Raw genomic sequence first — 15,517 nt, 5'->3', positions numbered from 1 at the left:
CCAACAGACAAAGCACATTCAAGTATTGAAGTACTTGAGTGTTCAAGTGTTCAAGTGTTCAAGAACATACATGGCACTTCTTCCATATAGAGTTCATTTCTCCTAGCCCCACGCAGTGTCCTTTATACCGCTCCCACTTTTTCTGTTTGCGGTTTTTAAGAGTTCCGTTGATGGAGTTGCGAAGTGGAGGTTTGGAGCTGGAGAAACGCCAGTGGTCGCCTTTATCCTCGGATTTCTACCGCTCAGCGGTATAAAATCAGGAAATCTGAGGATAACAGCGATCGTAAGCTCAAACGCTCTACGTAGTGGCGAACATATCATCATGCTCTTTTTATCCGCCCAACAGAAAAAACTACATACAAATGAACATAAAAAACTTTAAAATAAACATATGTAAGCGTTTATCACTTTGATATAGTTATTGAACCCGGAGGTGTATCTCGATGTTGTCTAGGCTGATTAGGCCGATTTTGAAGCTAAACGTCAAACAACAGCTTATCCTGCTGTTTCTGATTATGATCTCGCCGATTCTGTTTTTGAACATTTACGGGAATATGAAGGCTGAGCAAATTCTGAAGCGCCATGTGACGAATGCTTATGTAGAGCTGAACAAGCAAAACTTCACCATCATTAACCGAGATATCGATACCGTAAATAAAATTACTACCACTGTAATTCAAAATCCTCTGATTCAACAGATTAATATGACGGGTTCGGATACCATTCTGGAGCGGGTTAAACGTTATGAGACGATAGAGAAGCTGTTGGTCAGTTACTCGCAGGGAGCGGAGCGTGGGGACGGCATCTATTATTCCCTTTATATATACGATCCCGAGGATTATTATTTTTTTGCCCCCAATTTCCCACAGGTTAAGAAGGCGGGGGTATATTTCTTTTCCAAAGCGGAAGAGCCCTATTGGTTCGAGGAGGTTGTCCAGAAAAAGGGTCGCGGATCTCTAAAATTCACAGGGAAGCTAAGTGCGCAAGCGGAAAACTTGAAGACTCTTACCTATATGAGAGCTGTCAATAACATCTCCAGAAAAGCTGAGACCATTGGGGTTTTAGTCATTACCAAAATGGACGCAAAAATCGGAGAATCCCTTAAATCCATATCGTTGCCTGATGGTGATATTTACTTAACAGATCTGGATAATCGTGTACTCGCTTCTACTACGAATAATACTGGTGAGATCATTACGCTGCCGGAGACGGTCGTTGCTGAGGATTTGGAAGGAACCGTGGATGTTATTACCTCGGATTTTATTTATGTGGTCAATAATAACCATGCCTTAGGACAGAAGCTAGTCTACAAAATCGCCGTAAAAGCGCTGCTGCAGCAACAAAACGAAATGAAAAGTGTGATTCAATACATAACTGTGGCCTATGCTGTTTTTGGATTAATCATGATTACTTATTTCTGGCGTTCATTAATGACGCCTTTGCAAAAGTTAGCTTTTTTCGTCCGGAAGTTTGAGCCAGGCAATCGTGTCCCTGAGACGCCAAAAAGAGGGAGTAACGATGAGGTCAGTGTGCTGATTGGATCTACCTATGACATGGCCCGCAGGCTAAATGGACTAATTACTTATAAATACCAGATGGAGCTAAAACAGAAGGAATCACAGCTTCAACTGCTCTATCAGCAGATCAATCCGCATTTGCTCTACAACACTTTGGAGAGTATTTACTGGAAAAGCTCGCTGGAAGGTAACGTTGAATCCGCCGAGATGATCAAGGAATTATCCAAGCTTATGAAGATTAGCCTCAGTCGGGGAAGGGAGCTGATTAGCCTTGAAGAAGAGCTGGAGCATGCAACGGCCTACATCAAGCTGCAGCAGCACCGGTATGATTATATATTTCGTGTAGTAATGAAGATTCATCCAGATACGAAAAGAAATCTAATTCCTAAAATTACCCTGCAGCCGTTAATTGAGAATGCTATTATTCATGGTGTCAAAAATATGGGCGAGGATGGGGAAATCATCATTAGCGCAGTTTGTGTGGACGATACCGTCGAGATCACTATTGAAGATAACGGCTATAAGTCTGTTGATTATCAGGCCATTGAAGCTGTGCTGAATGACGACAGTCCAAATCCGGCCAGCGGTTACGGGATTCGCAACATTAACCAGCGTATTCATTTACACTTCGGCTCTGATTATGGCATCAGCTATACCCCTCGTAAAGAGGGCGGTACATTGGTGACGGTTAAGCTTCCGAAATCAGAGAATCAGGACTAAGGAAGGGGAGCATACAGATATGTTCAATATATTAGTTGTGGATGACGAACCCTTGATTTGTAAAGGGCTGAGCAATTTATTAGCTTCTTCGGGGTTAAACATAGACCATATTTATACAGCAAACAGTGGTTTTGAAGCGCTGGACTGCATTCGGATGGAGGAAATAGACCTGCTCGTGACTGATATTCAGATGGGCGCAATGAGCGGGATTGATCTAATGCAGCATGCAAAATTGGCCAAACCCTGGGTACAGACCATCGTGATTTCTGCACACGAGACGTTTCAATATGCGCAAATGGCCGTTAGGCTTGGAGCGAAGGATTATTTGATCAAACCTTTGAACAGTGAGCAATTTCTGGATTCGGTGCGAAATGTGCTGCTTAAGATGGGGAAACCATCACCAGAATTGGATATTTTCATGTCAGGTATTAACGAAAGCTTTCGGCTGGAAGAGCCGCTTCCGGAATACAGCAAGTTATTGAATGAGCTGCTCATTGAGCCTGAAGGTGTACTGTGTGATGCAGAACGCTTGCAAAAGCTGGATAACCTGAAGCTGCAAGGGCCGTATTTTTCCGTCTTAAAAATTAAGGTACCTCTGGCTGGAACGAATCAGGAGAAGCACTACACCCTGCGGGACAGACGGCTTCTTTGTTATGCCGCGCTGAATATCGCCAAAGAGCTGATGGATCAGGAGTGGAACTCGACAGCCTTTTACGCAGAGGATGAAGAGATTACGATCATTATTCAGTGGGATGAAAAAAGCTATGAAGATTCGTCTGCCAGCCAAATTAATAGGCTAGATATCCTTGGCCGTAGTCTTCATTTTAATATTCAAAAATATCTGCACTTAAATGCAGTTATCGGCATCAGCCAGATTCTCAAGGGTCTTTCTTTTATGGCTGTATTGAACCGTCAAGCCTCCAAAGCCATTCTCTGGAATAATGAACACAATGACCATTATGTGTTTTACTACGGGGATTTTAATTGGAACAGCTACACAACCGATCCTTCAGTAGAAGAGCTTCATACACGCAGCAATCTGATTGTAGAGAAAGCGAGAGAGTATATTGACGAGAACTATGCGCAAAAAGGATTAACCATCCATGAAGTGGCTAAGAAAAACCATGTCAGCCCCAATTATTTGAGCTATCTGTTTAAGAAAAATACAGGTTACAACCTGTGGGAATATGTAATTAAGCTGCGGATGGAAGAAAGCCGGGAGATGATTTTGAACACAGATCTTCGCAGATACGAAATCGCCGAGCGCGTAGGTTATGAATCACCGGAGCATTTTAGTAAAATTTTCAAAAAATATTATGGGATTAGCCCCAGTGAATTGAAGAAGTAAAAACACATACTACTTCGGTAGATTTAGACATGTTCAGTACAACCCTCATTTTCTACAATTTAAGGTAGGAAGCATTTTGCGAAAAATGCTGAAAGAAAAATGGAATGAGGGAGCCTGATGAATCAAACCGCAGTTGTATCCGAAAATCCGCCGGCGCTGAAGGGTACACCTTACAAGCAAAACCGCTGGAAGAAAAACTTTTGGGGATATATGTTCCTCGTACCTGCTGTGATTATTTTTGTAATGTTCTTGTGGGTGCCAATTTTTAAAGGCTTGTTGTACAGCTTCTACCATGTTGATTTTGTAAAAGGGAATAGCTTTGTTGGTTTTGAGAACTATGCTAGAGCCCTTAGTGATCCGGATGTTTTGACCGCGTTAAAAAATACAGGGTATTACATGCTTCTATGTCTTATTATCGGGTTCTGGGTTCCGATTGCTTTTGCTATTATGATCTCGGAGCTGAGAAGGTTCGGGGGCTTTGTACGGGTAGCGGCTTACCTACCTTTTGTAATGCCTGGTGTGGTGCTATATGGACTCTGGAGATGGCTTTATGATCCTGTGGGCCCAATCAATGCAGTATTAAGCTCGCTTGGTGTGGACCAGGTTGCCTTCCTGACAGATACAAGGTGGTCCATGATTTCCCTTGTTTTTATGGAGACGTGGCAGCAGTTTGGATCAGGGATGTTAATATACTTGGCTGCTGTACTCAGCATTCCGCGGGATTGGTATGAAGCAGCTGAGATTGATGGGGCGGGTGTGTGGGCACGTATAAAGTACATCACATTGCCTTCGCTACGTAATTTGATCATTTTGATGTTTATATTACAGATTATCGGGACTTCACAAGGGTATCAGTCACAAATGGCGCTGCTTGATGGTGGACCGAATAATACTACGCTTACCTATGCGCTGCTGATCGTAAAATATGCTTTTACGCGACTCGATTATGGAACAGCGACTGCGCTTGGCATGCTAATGTTCATAGTCCTAGGTGGTTTGGGCATTTTACAGTTCAAGCTTAACAAGGAGGACAACTAAGATGAAGAGCGCAGATAGAGGGATTCTCTCAGAACATGATTTGAAAAAAACAAGCAATAAGATCGTTTATGGCTTGATGTGCGTGGTTATTTTGATTATGGTGTTTAGCATGCTGTATCCGATCTGTATGACGTTATTTAACGGACTGAAATCGAATCAAGAGGTGAACTCATTCCCACCGCATTTTTTCCCGCAGGAATGGCACTTCAGCAACCTTAAAGAAGCGATGAACTACATTGATCTGCTGATGTACCTTAAGAACACTATTTATATTTTTGTGGGGAATATGGTCGTGACACTAGTCGTATTGGGAATGTCTGCTTTCAGCATTTCTCGTATGAATGTTCCTTACAGAAAGGCAATTTATTTCTTTTTCCTGATGACATTGTTTATTCCGGCGACCAGCTACATGATTCCCAACTTTGTCAATCTAAAAGAGCTCGGATTACTGAATCAGTACGCTGCCTTTTGGCTGCCGGCTGGTGCGAATACATTCTATTTTCTACTCCTAAAGAACTTTTTTGATGGGATACATCCTGAAATTTTTGAAGCCGCGCGGATCGACGGTTCCTCTGAGCCGAGAAGCTTTTTCTCCATTGCAGTGCCATTGTCGGTTCCGATATTTGCTACGCTGGCGATCTTTATCTTTTCTACTGCATGGAATGACTGGTTCTGGCCATCTCTGGTTATGCACAGTGAAGAGAAATATACGCTCGCGACAGCAATCTATAAATACGTTATTAATGTAAAGGCACTTAATACGAATATTAAATTCGCTATCCTATTTATCGTATCGTTGCCGCCGATCCTTGTCTTCCTGATCTTCCAAAAGTTCATTATGCGTGGCGTCGCATTATCAGCAGTTAAGGGATAAGCGCAGATCGACCGATTTAGTCACGGATCGTAAACATGCACATGAAAGGAATATAAATGCACCTCGTTTGTAAACGATTTCTCTTTTATGATCGATATGTAAGATAACTATGAATTGAAAAGGGGAGTTTCAATGCGTAAGTACTCTAGCGTGCTACTAAGCCTCCTTGTGGCCGGATCATTGTTAACCGCATGCGGCGGTAACAACAATAACGGAAACACAACAGGAAACAAGGAAGGGGAAGCGACTACTGCGCCAACGAATGCTGCAACAGATAATGCTGGCAGTGCTACAGCAGCGCCAACTGATGATATCACACAAAGAAAAGTGACCATCAAAATTCACTATCCAACCCCTGACCTAACCGAAGTTAGAGCACAGGAAGATGACAAGATCAAACGTTTCCAAGAGGAGTATCCGAATGTTGAAATCGTCAAAGACGATTGGCAGTACAATGTAAGTGAAATCGGCATCAAAATGGCAGCGAATGAAGCTCCAACCTTCTTTAACACTTACGCTACAGAAGCAAAATTCCTAGTTGAAAAAGGCTGGGTAGCTGACATTACGGATCTGTGGAATAAATACGAATTTAAGGATCAAATTAACCCGGTTCTCCAAAACCAATTTATCATTGACGGAAAAGTATTCGGCGTAACTCAAAAGGGTTATGTAACAACCACAATGATCAACAAAAAAATGCTGGATGAAAAAGGCGTTGCTGTTCCATCTATGGATTGGACTTGGGATGATATGCTGAATACCGCGAAAGGCGTAGCTGATACCAAAAAAGGGATTTCCGGTATTGCTCCAATGGGTAAAGGGAATGAAGCAGGCTGGAACTGGACCAACTTCCTGTTCGAGGCTGGCGGTGAAATTCAGAAGATTGAAGGCGGTAAGGTTGTAGCTACTTTTAATTCTGAGGCTGGGATTAAAGCGCTGGATTTCTACAAGAAACTTAGATGGGAAGCAAACGCGATTCCTCAGGACTGGGCACTGGGCTGGGGCGATGCTGTAGGCGCATTCCAACAAAGTCGTACAGCAATGGTAATGGCTGGTTCTGACGGTGTTATTGAGCAAGCGTTGAATCAAGGCGGTCTGAAACCAGAAGATGTACTTACGTATCCAATGCCTGCGATGGAAAAAGGCGGAAAACACACTGGGGTACTTGGTGGTGACTACCTTGTAATCAATCCAAATGCAACACCAGACGAGCAAGAAATGGCATTCCGTTATATTACATTTGATTACTTCTCCGATAAAGGTCTAGAAGCACTGGATGCAGTTCTGCAACAACGTACAACGGATGGCAAATACTTTATTCCGCCGCTCTTAGATTACTATTCTGCAGATTCTGACTTCGGCAAGAAAACAAAAGCTGTGTATGATAAATATACAAATGTATATCAATACAGCCCTGATATTTTAGGCTTGCTGGACGGTAAACCGGAAGCGCAATACAATACACAGGACTACTACGCAACCATGTCCAATGTAATTCAAGAGCTGTTCTCCAAAAAAGGAACAGATTCTAAGACACAGCTTGAAGCTGCTGCCAAAACAGTGCAAGAGAAATTCTTCGATACAATTAAAGTAGAATAGGCAAGGAAGGACAGAACCGGCTCCTTTAGGAGTCGGTTTTTTTATGTTTATATTATTGATATTTTTATAAATCAACCCAACGGATGGCTTCCGACTATTTTTTAGAGGGTCATGAGAAAAATAGAGTGTCAACAAAATTAGATTTGTATTTTTAAAATATTTTTGCGAGCGAAAAGGTAGAAAATGGGTATCGGTTCTTGTCTTTTTAAACATAAACTTTAGATTTAAGGAATAATAAAGCACAAATAATGGTAAAAAACCTATAATATGATCGAATGAAAGCGCTTTGAAAACAAATCAAAAAAACTTTATACTTTGTGAAAGATTTCACTATACAAGGTGGAAATGATGTGATAAGATAAATGTGTAGAGAAAAACAACCTAAAAATTGACAGGAGGACGAGGGAGATGGCAGTTAAGAACGAAGTCGCCGCCCAAGTTAAACAAACTACCGCTGAAGAGTATATTCAGACTTTGGTGGATAAAGCGAAAAAAGCACATGAGGCATTCATGGCGCTGGATCAAGAGCAAGTTGACACAATCGTTCATGCAATGGCGTTGGCTGGACTCGACAAACATATGTACCTCGCTAAATTGGCTGTAGAAGAAACTGGCCGCGGGGTTTACGAAGACAAAATTACTAAAAACATCTTCTCGACAGAATATATCTGGCACGGAATTAAATACGATAAAACAGTAGGCGTTATTGAAGACAATGCTTATGAAAGCTTCCAAAAAATTGCTGAGCCCGTCGGAATTGTAATGGGTATCACACCGGTAACCAACCCTACATCCACCACGATGTTTAAAGCGTTGATTGCGATTAAGACACGGAACCCTATTATATTCGGTTTCCACCCATCTGCGCAAGAGTGTAGTGCAGCAGCTGCTAGAATTCTTCATGATGCGGCTGTAAAAGCTGGCGCACCTGAGAATTGTATCCAATGGATTGAAATGCCAACGATGGACAAAACAAACGCTTTGATGAACAACCCTGACGTTGCACTTATTCTCGCAACAGGCGGTTCTGCAATGGTAAAAGCAGCTTATAGCTGTGGTAAACCAGCTCTTGGCGTAGGTCCTGGTAACGTACCTGCATTCATCGAAAAGAGCGCGGATATCGATCAAGCCGTAACGGACATCATTCTTTCCAAAACATTTGATAATGGTATGATCTGTGCTTCCGAGCAAGCTGTTATTATCGAAGAACCAATCTTCGATCAAGTGAAAAAGAAAATGATCGCTAATGGCTGCTACTTTGTTAACAAAGAAGAAGCTGCCAAACTTACTAGCGGCGCTATGAACGTTGATAAATGTGCGGTTAATCCAGCAATCGTTGGACAATCCGCAGTGAAAATTGCTGAAATGTGCGGCATTCAAGTTCCTGCCGGCACTAAGATTCTGGTAGCAGAACTTGAAGGTGTAGGCACTAAATATCCATTGTCCGCTGAAAAATTGAGTCCTGTGCTTGCTTGCTACAAAGTTAAAAACGCAGATCAAGGTATTGAACGCGCAGCACAAGTTGTTGAATTTGGTGGTATGGGCCATAGTTCGGCTATCCACTCCAACAACGAAGAAGTAATCATGAAGTTCTCTAACCGTCTGCAAACAGGACGTATTCTCGTTAACTCGCCTTCCACTCATGGTGCGATCGGCGATATCTATAACACTAACATCCCTTCGTTGACGCTGGGCTGCGGATCTTATGGTCGTAACTCCGTGTCGCAAAACGTTACAGCAATCAATTTGATCAACGTGAAAAGGGTGAATCGTCGTACCGTGAATATGCAATGGTTTAAAGTACCTGACAAGATCTATTTCGAAAAAGGCGCTACTCAGTACCTGACCAAAATGCCTGATATCACACGTGTCGCAATTATCACTGACCCAATGATGGTTAAGCTTGGATATGTTGAGAGAGTTGAACATTACCTGCGTCAACGCCAAACTCCTGTAGCGATCGAAGTGTTCTCGGAAGTTGAACCAGATCCATCGACAACTACAGTTGAAAAAGGTACAGCAATGATGAACAGATTCCAACCGGACTGCATCATCGCACTTGGCGGTGGTTCCCCAATGGATGCTGCAAAAGGAATGTGGTTATTCTATGAACATCCAGACGCTGACTTTAACGGTCTGAAACAAAAATTCATGGATATCCGTAAACGGGTTTACAAATTCCCTAAACTTGGAAACAAAGCTAAGTTTGTAGCGATTCCAACTACTTCGGGTACGGGTTCGGAAGTAACATCTTTCGCAGTTATTACCGATAAAACAACTGAACAACACACTAAATATCCTTTGGCTGACTACGAGCTAACTCCAGACGTAGCTATCATTGATCCAGAGTTCGTATATAGCTTGCCAAAAACTGCTGTAGCTGATACAGGTATGGACGTATTGACACATGCCATCGAAGCTTATGTATCTGTTATGGCGAGTGACTACACGGATGGTCTGGCAATTAAAGCAATCCAATTGGTATTCCAATACCTTGAAAAATCGGCTCTTGAAGGCGACAGAGTTGCCCGTGAAAAAATGCATAACGCATCAACACTTGCTGGTATGGCCTTTGCTAATGCTTTCCTGGGTATTAACCACAGCTTGGCGCATAAATGGGGCGGTCAATATCACACTGCTCACGGTCGTACTAATGCGATCCTTATGCCACACGTTATTCGTTACAATGCTAAGAAACCTACGAAGTTCGCTTCGTTCCCTAAATATTCACACTTCGTAGCTGACGAGCGTTATGCAGAAATCGCCCGTATTCTGGGATTGCCAGCTCGCACAACTGAAGAAGGTGTAACTAGCCTGATCAATGCTATTCGCGACATGAACAAAAAACTGGGTATCGAAGAATCCTTCCAACAATTGGGCTTTGATCCTAAGGATTTTGAATCCCGTGTAGATTACTTGGCTGACCGTGCATTTGAAGATCAATGTACAACTGCCAATCCTAAGCTGCCACTGGTATCTGAACTTGCAGATGTATACCGTAATGCTTTCTACGGAAGATTTGATAATTAATATTTGGTTAAGTAGATAATAGGATGGTTGTGGATTAGATATAAGTGACAAATATCACCCGAAAGGTGATATTTGTCACAGTCTATTTATAGAAAATAAACTAAAATGTTTATATAAACAACGGTCCCATACATGGAACAATGATTGTGAATTTTCGAACAACCATATCTTTCTTGGGATCACGAGACACGGGATCAACCTTCAAGCCCGCGATCTCTACAAATATTATAAATATAGATGGAGGGATTTAGCATGTCGGTGATTGAAAAAGATGTACAAGAAGTGAAATCCGGTTGGAGAAGTTTTACAAAAGGTAAATGGTCCAGAAAAGTTGACGTTAACAACTTTATCGCAAGTAACATTAAGCCTTATGAGGGAAATGAAGAATTCCTCGTAGGACCTACTAGTAACACAACTGAACTGTGGAAGATTATTTCCCAATTGAGCAAGGAAGAAAGAGAAAGAGGCGGCGTATGGGATGTTTCCCTAGATACTGTCTCCACAATTACTTCACATGCTCCAGGCTACATTGATAAAGACAAGGAACAAATTGTAGGTGTGCAGACTGACGCTCCTTTCAAACGTTCCATCCAGCCATTCGGCGGGATCAAGATGATGGTTGATGCTACGAAAGCTTATGGCTTCGAGCTTCCACAAAACATCGTTGACATGTTTACGAACATTCGCAAAACGCATAACCAAGGCGTATTTGATGCATATACACCAGACATGAGAGCTGTGCGTAAATCCGGCGTAATTACAGGTCTTCCTGATGCTTACGGACGCGGACGCATCATCGGCGACTACCGCCGCATTGCTCTGTACGGTATTGATTTCCTCATTAAAGACAAAAAACAACAACAAACTGAGCTTGAAGTTGATTCCATGACTGAAGATATCATTCGTTTGCGTGAAGAGCTGTCCGAGCAAATTCGTGCACTTGGCGAATTGAAAGAAATGGCAGCCGCTCATGGTATGGATATTTCCAGACCAGCGACCAACTTCAAAGAAGCTACTCAATGGGTATACTTCGGATATCTGGCAGCAGTTAAAGAACAAAATGGTGCGGCGATGTCCTTGGGCCGTGTGTCCTCTTTCTTGGACATCTATGCAGAACGCGATATTGCTGAAGGTACTTTGACTGAAGAACAAGTACAAGAAATCGTCGATCATTTCGTAATGAAACTGCGTATCGTGAAATTCTTGCGTACACCTGACTATAATGATCTGTTCTCCGGCGACCCAACATGGGTAACTGAATCCATCGGTGGTATGGCTGAAGACGGAACAACTCGTGTTACCAAGAACAGCTTCCGTTTCTTGAACACCCTGTACAACTTGGGTCCAGCTCCGGAACCAAACTTAACTGTACTGTGGTCCGAAAAATTGCCTGAAGCCTTCAAAAAATATTGCGCCAAGGTTTCCATCGAAACTAGTGCAATTCAGTATGAAAATGACGATGTAATGCGTCCATACTGGGGTGAAGATTATGCAATTGCTTGCTGCGTATCTCCAATGCGTATCGGTAAACAAATGCAGTTCTTCGGCGCTCGTGCCAACCTGGCAAAAGCATTGCTGTATGCTATCAATGGTGGTATAGACGAAAAATCCGGAGCACAAGTTGGACCGGAATTCCCAGCGATCACTTCTGAATATCTGGATTATGACGAAGTAATGAAACGTTTCAAACCGATGATGGAGTGGTTGGCTAAAACTTATGTTAACACTTTGAACATCATTCACTATATGCATGACAAATATTCTTACGAACGTATCGAAATGGCGCTGCATGACCGTGACATTCTGCGTACGATGGCTTGTGGTATTGCTGGGCTGTCCGTTGCAGCTGACTCACTAAGCGCAATTAAATACGCCAAAGTAAAACCTATTCGTAACGAACAAGGTATTGCGATCGACTTCGAAACCGAAGGCGAATTCCCTTGCTACGGTAACAATGACGATGCTGTAGACAGCATCGCAGTAGAATTGGTTGAAACCTTCATGACTATGATCCGTAAAAACAAAACATATCGTGATTCTGTGCCGACTCAATCGGTACTGACCATTACTTCGAATGTAGTGTACGGTAAGAAAACAGGTACTACACCTGACGGACGTAAGAAAGGTGAACCTTTCGCACCAGGTGCTAACCCAATGCACGGACGTGACAAGAAAGGCGCCTTGGCTTCCCTGAACTCTGTAGCTAAACTGCCTTACTCCGATGCACAAGATGGTATCTCTAACACATTCTCCATCGTACCTAAGGCGCTTGGTAAAGACGAGGATTCCCGTAAGTCTAACCTGGTACACATGATGGATGGATACTTCCATAACAACGCTCAGCATTTGAATGTTAACGTATTTAACCGTGAACAGCTGATGGACGCTATGGAGCACCCAGAGAACTATCCACAATTGACTATCCGTGTATCCGGTTATGCAGTTAACTTCATCAAGCTGACTCGTGAACAACAAATGGATGTAATCAACCGTACATTCCACGGTTCGATGTAATTTGTTTCTGTCATGAAGATCTTTGAATTAGTACTACATTGAAATAATTGCAAGGAAGATACCGCCCTTGTCTCAAGGGCGGTAATATCTTGTTTGAGAATTGTTAAAATTTTAAATTTTATTGCCGCGATATAGGGATATGACAGTCTCAAGGACAGGGAGCTTCATCGTTGAAAAAGGGACTGTTAGTCTGTCGTGGCGAAAGGATGACATCCTATGATTAAAGGTCGCATACACTCTTTGGAAACCTTTGGAACCGTTGATGGACCTGGTATTCGATTTGTCTTATTTATGCAAGGCTGCTTGCTGAAATGTCAGTATTGCCATAACCCTGATACTTGGGCTTTAGATGAAGGTAAAGAAATGACTCTAGAAGAAGTACTTTCGGAGATCGAGCCATATATAAACTACTATCGTTCATCCGGTGGCGGGTTAACTGTATCCGGTGGAGAACCAACCTTGCAAGCGCAATTTGTAAAGCAGTTATTCACGGAAGTAAAAAAACGTTGGAATCTGCATACCACATTAGATAGTAATGGCTACAACGAAGGTGACAAGATTAATGACTTATTGGACGTTACAGATTTGGTTATGCTTGATCTGAAGCATATTGATGAAGAAGCGCATATCAAGTTAACCGGTAAATCCAATGATCGAACTTTGAAGCTTGCACGCTGGCTCTCAGACCATAATCGTAAGATGTGGATCCGACATGTATATGTACCTGGTATTCACGATCGTGAAGAGGATCTGATTAACTTAGGTCGTTATATTGGGACCTTAAATGGCGTCGAGAAATTCGAAATCTTACCTTATCATCAGATGGGTATCTATAAATGGGAAATGCTCGGCAAAGCTTATGAACTGGATGGAGTACCTTCTCCAACAGAAGAAGAAGTGCAACGGGCATATCGCTTGGTCGAAGAAGGTCGTAAGCAAACGGCATTGGTATAATAGATATCTATTTTTAAGAGAGACCGTACCCTCAGTGGTTGATCACTGAAGGTGCGGTTTTTTGTTATGAGGAAGTAAAAAGGGAGGGGATAAAGCTCCTCTGAGGGGGAATTTTATATTATTCCTAATAAAGACATGCTATAGTTACACGTGGTTTATGGGGTGAATGATAAATAAATATGTCAGGTAATGTGACTAGTTAGATATTTTTATTAATCGTTTCTAGAGTAAAAACAAAGTTTTGTGATAAAAAAACAAATGAATAAAGCGATTTAACATTTTTGTGTCATATAATATAACTTATTATGTAGTTGATTCCGCTTACATTAGAGATTTTTATCCCTATAGTGGATGAATCTTAACCTTACGATAATGAAGTCTGTTTTCTATAATAAGAAGTGTAAAGCACATCAATATATAGGGAGGGTCACAAGAAATGAAAAAAAGTATGACTTTGCTATTGTCCCTGATTTTCGTATCATCAGCTTTACTGACTGGTTGCGGAGGCAACAACAATGCGTCTTCTAACAAAGGAGATGGAAACGCTACCGCGACTAACTCAGCCGCTACAAATGCTCCAGCAACAGAAGAACCGGTAAATAACGAGCCATTTGAAATGACGATTCGTCACACTCAAATCGGTGCAGACAAGCAGAAACGTCTGGCTATTCTCGAAGAAGTAGTTAACAAAGTACAAGAGGATGTACCGGGTCTGACCTTTAAACTCGATGGGGTAGATTCAGATGTAAACCGTAAAGAAAAATTGCGTGGTGAAATGGCTGCGGGTAATCCACCGGAAATCTTCGATCTGTTCGGTAGCCCTGACTCCAAGATCTATGCTAAAGAAGGTAAATTACTTGACCTGACTCCAATCCTTGAGGAACTTGGAATTAAGGATAAATTCTCAAATCTTGATCCTTTCACTTATGAAGGAAAAATCTATGGATTGCCAATCGGTGGTTCTGGTGAAGGTTTCTTCTATAACAAAGAATACTATACAAGCAAGGGCTGGAAGGCTCCAACAACATTTGCTGAATTGGAACAACAATTGGCTGATATCAAGGCTGATGGAAAAGTACCTTTGGCTGGTGCATCCAAAGCTGGTTGGGTACCACTTATGTTAGCTAACCACCTGTGGTCACGTTATGCAGGTCCGGATGTAACTGCTAAATTTGCAACAGGCGAAGCTAAATGGTCTGATCCAAATGTAGTAAAAGGATTTGCGAAATACAAAGAATGGGTTGATAAAGGCTACTTCAAAAAAGGCGAACTTGGCTTTGAATATGCTGAATACACAACACAATTCACTAGTGGTGAAGCGATCCTGCTGTATGATGGTACTTGGAAATCCTCCGTATTTAAAACGGGCCAATCTGGCGAAGGTTTGATTGGTAAAGTTGGATTCTTCAACATCCCAGCAGTTGAAGGCGGAGCGGGTGACCAAACTGCATTGATGCGCGATGTGAACAATGGTTATGGTTTCTCTGCATCTGCTGAGAAAGATCCACGTCAATTGGCTGCTGTGAAATCTTTTATTAAAAACTTATTTAATGAAGAAATGCAATTGCGCGGACTTGTTGAAGATGGTGTATTGCCAGCAATGAAGATTGACCAAAACGTATTGAATGAGAATATTACTGATGATCTGATGAGCGAAATCGTAGGTGTACTTAACAACTCACAATCTTCGTTCCCAGCATTTGACTCTCTTGTTCAAGCTGATGTAACTACAGAAATTAGTAACATTCAAATTCAAAAACTGATTGGCGATCAGACGACTCCTGAGAAAATGGGCGAAGCTTTGCAAAAGGTACAAGAAGAAGCAAACGCAGCAGTTGAATAAATAGCTGCAAACTGAATGTACCCTGGTGCTAAATCCAGGGTACATTTTTAAAATCAAAGAAAATATGTGTTTGCACTTGA

Annotated in this window: 9 protein-coding genes; all 9 read left to right on the top strand. The window is 42.1% G+C overall.

Annotated features, from left to right (window positions below; all coding sequences use genetic code 11):
* The first annotated feature begins 443 nt into the window (after positions 1–443).
* The 9 genes from MHB56_RS06090 (at position 444) to MHB56_RS06050 (ending at position 15,437) form a co-directional block, all read left to right on the top strand.
* Positions 444–2,237, top strand: a complete 1,794-nt coding sequence (locus MHB56_RS06090; protein ID WP_076129623.1) for a cache domain-containing sensor histidine kinase — start codon at positions 444–446, stop codon at positions 2,235–2,237.
* 19 nt (positions 2,238–2,256) lie between these two features.
* A complete protein-coding gene (locus MHB56_RS06085; protein ID WP_076278412.1) occupies positions 2,257–3,585 on the top strand; it encodes a response regulator in 1,329 nt (442 codons plus the stop codon).
* A gap of 210 nt (positions 3,586–3,795) precedes the next feature.
* Positions 3,796–4,623 (top strand): carbohydrate ABC transporter permease, encoded by an 828-nt coding sequence (locus tag MHB56_RS06080; protein ID WP_370510708.1) that lies wholly within the window; start codon positions 3,796–3,798, stop codon positions 4,621–4,623.
* Between the two features lies 1 nt (position 4,624).
* Entirely contained in the window at positions 4,625–5,497 is an 873-nt protein-coding gene (locus MHB56_RS06075) for a carbohydrate ABC transporter permease (RefSeq protein WP_341143377.1), read from the top strand.
* A 132-nt stretch (positions 5,498–5,629) separates the two neighbouring features.
* Positions 5,630–7,096 carry an ABC transporter substrate-binding protein gene (locus MHB56_RS06070; protein ID WP_076129626.1) on the top strand — a complete coding sequence of 489 codons (1,467 nt, stop codon included), beginning with the start codon at positions 5,630–5,632 and terminating at the stop codon, positions 7,094–7,096.
* Positions 7,097–7,504: 408 nt separating this feature from the next.
* Positions 7,505–10,126: a bifunctional acetaldehyde-CoA/alcohol dehydrogenase gene (adhE, locus tag MHB56_RS06065; RefSeq protein ID WP_341143376.1), complete on the top strand. Its 2,622-nt coding sequence runs from the start codon at positions 7,505–7,507 to the stop codon at positions 10,124–10,126.
* Positions 10,127–10,378: 252 nt separating this feature from the next.
* Positions 10,379–12,640, top strand: a complete 2,262-nt coding sequence (pflB, locus tag MHB56_RS06060; protein ID WP_036682923.1) for a formate C-acetyltransferase — start codon at positions 10,379–10,381, stop codon at positions 12,638–12,640.
* Positions 12,641–12,856: 216 nt separating this feature from the next.
* Positions 12,857–13,594, top strand: a complete 738-nt coding sequence (gene pflA / locus MHB56_RS06055; protein ID WP_036682920.1) for a pyruvate formate-lyase-activating protein — start codon at positions 12,857–12,859, stop codon at positions 13,592–13,594.
* Positions 13,595–14,030: 436 nt separating this feature from the next.
* Positions 14,031–15,437 carry an extracellular solute-binding protein gene (locus tag MHB56_RS06050; protein WP_076129628.1) on the top strand — a complete coding sequence of 469 codons (1,407 nt, stop codon included), beginning with the start codon at positions 14,031–14,033 and terminating at the stop codon, positions 15,435–15,437.
* Positions 15,438–15,517: the final 80 nt, after the last annotated feature.

This window comes from Paenibacillus sp. FSL H8-0315 (genome assembly GCF_038005365.1).
GTDB lineage: Bacteria > Bacillota > Bacilli > Paenibacillales > Paenibacillaceae > Paenibacillus_AQ > Paenibacillus_AQ odorifer.
The sequence above is the reverse complement of the archived record's forward strand: the minus strand, read 5'-3'. Positions and strand labels throughout refer to the sequence as shown.

Coding starts and splice junctions, on each gene's coding strand:
- MHB56_RS06085 (WP_076278412.1), top strand. CDS start 2,257: ATGTTCAATATATTAGTTGTGGATGACGAACCCTTGATTTGTAAAGGG.
- MHB56_RS06050 (WP_076129628.1), top strand. CDS start 14,031: ATGAAAAAAAGTATGACTTTGCTATTGTCCCTGATTTTCGTATCATCA.
- adhE (WP_341143376.1), top strand. CDS start 7,505: ATGGCAGTTAAGAACGAAGTCGCCGCCCAAGTTAAACAAACTACCGCT.
- MHB56_RS06090 (WP_076129623.1), top strand. CDS start 444: ATGTTGTCTAGGCTGATTAGGCCGATTTTGAAGCTAAACGTCAAACAA.
- pflB (WP_036682923.1), top strand. CDS start 10,379: ATGTCGGTGATTGAAAAAGATGTACAAGAAGTGAAATCCGGTTGGAGA.
- MHB56_RS06075 (WP_341143377.1), top strand. CDS start 4,625: ATGAAGAGCGCAGATAGAGGGATTCTCTCAGAACATGATTTGAAAAAA.
- MHB56_RS06080 (WP_370510708.1), top strand. CDS start 3,796: ATGTTCCTCGTACCTGCTGTGATTATTTTTGTAATGTTCTTGTGGGTG.
- pflA (WP_036682920.1), top strand. CDS start 12,857: ATGATTAAAGGTCGCATACACTCTTTGGAAACCTTTGGAACCGTTGAT.
- MHB56_RS06070 (WP_076129626.1), top strand. CDS start 5,630: ATGCGTAAGTACTCTAGCGTGCTACTAAGCCTCCTTGTGGCCGGATCA.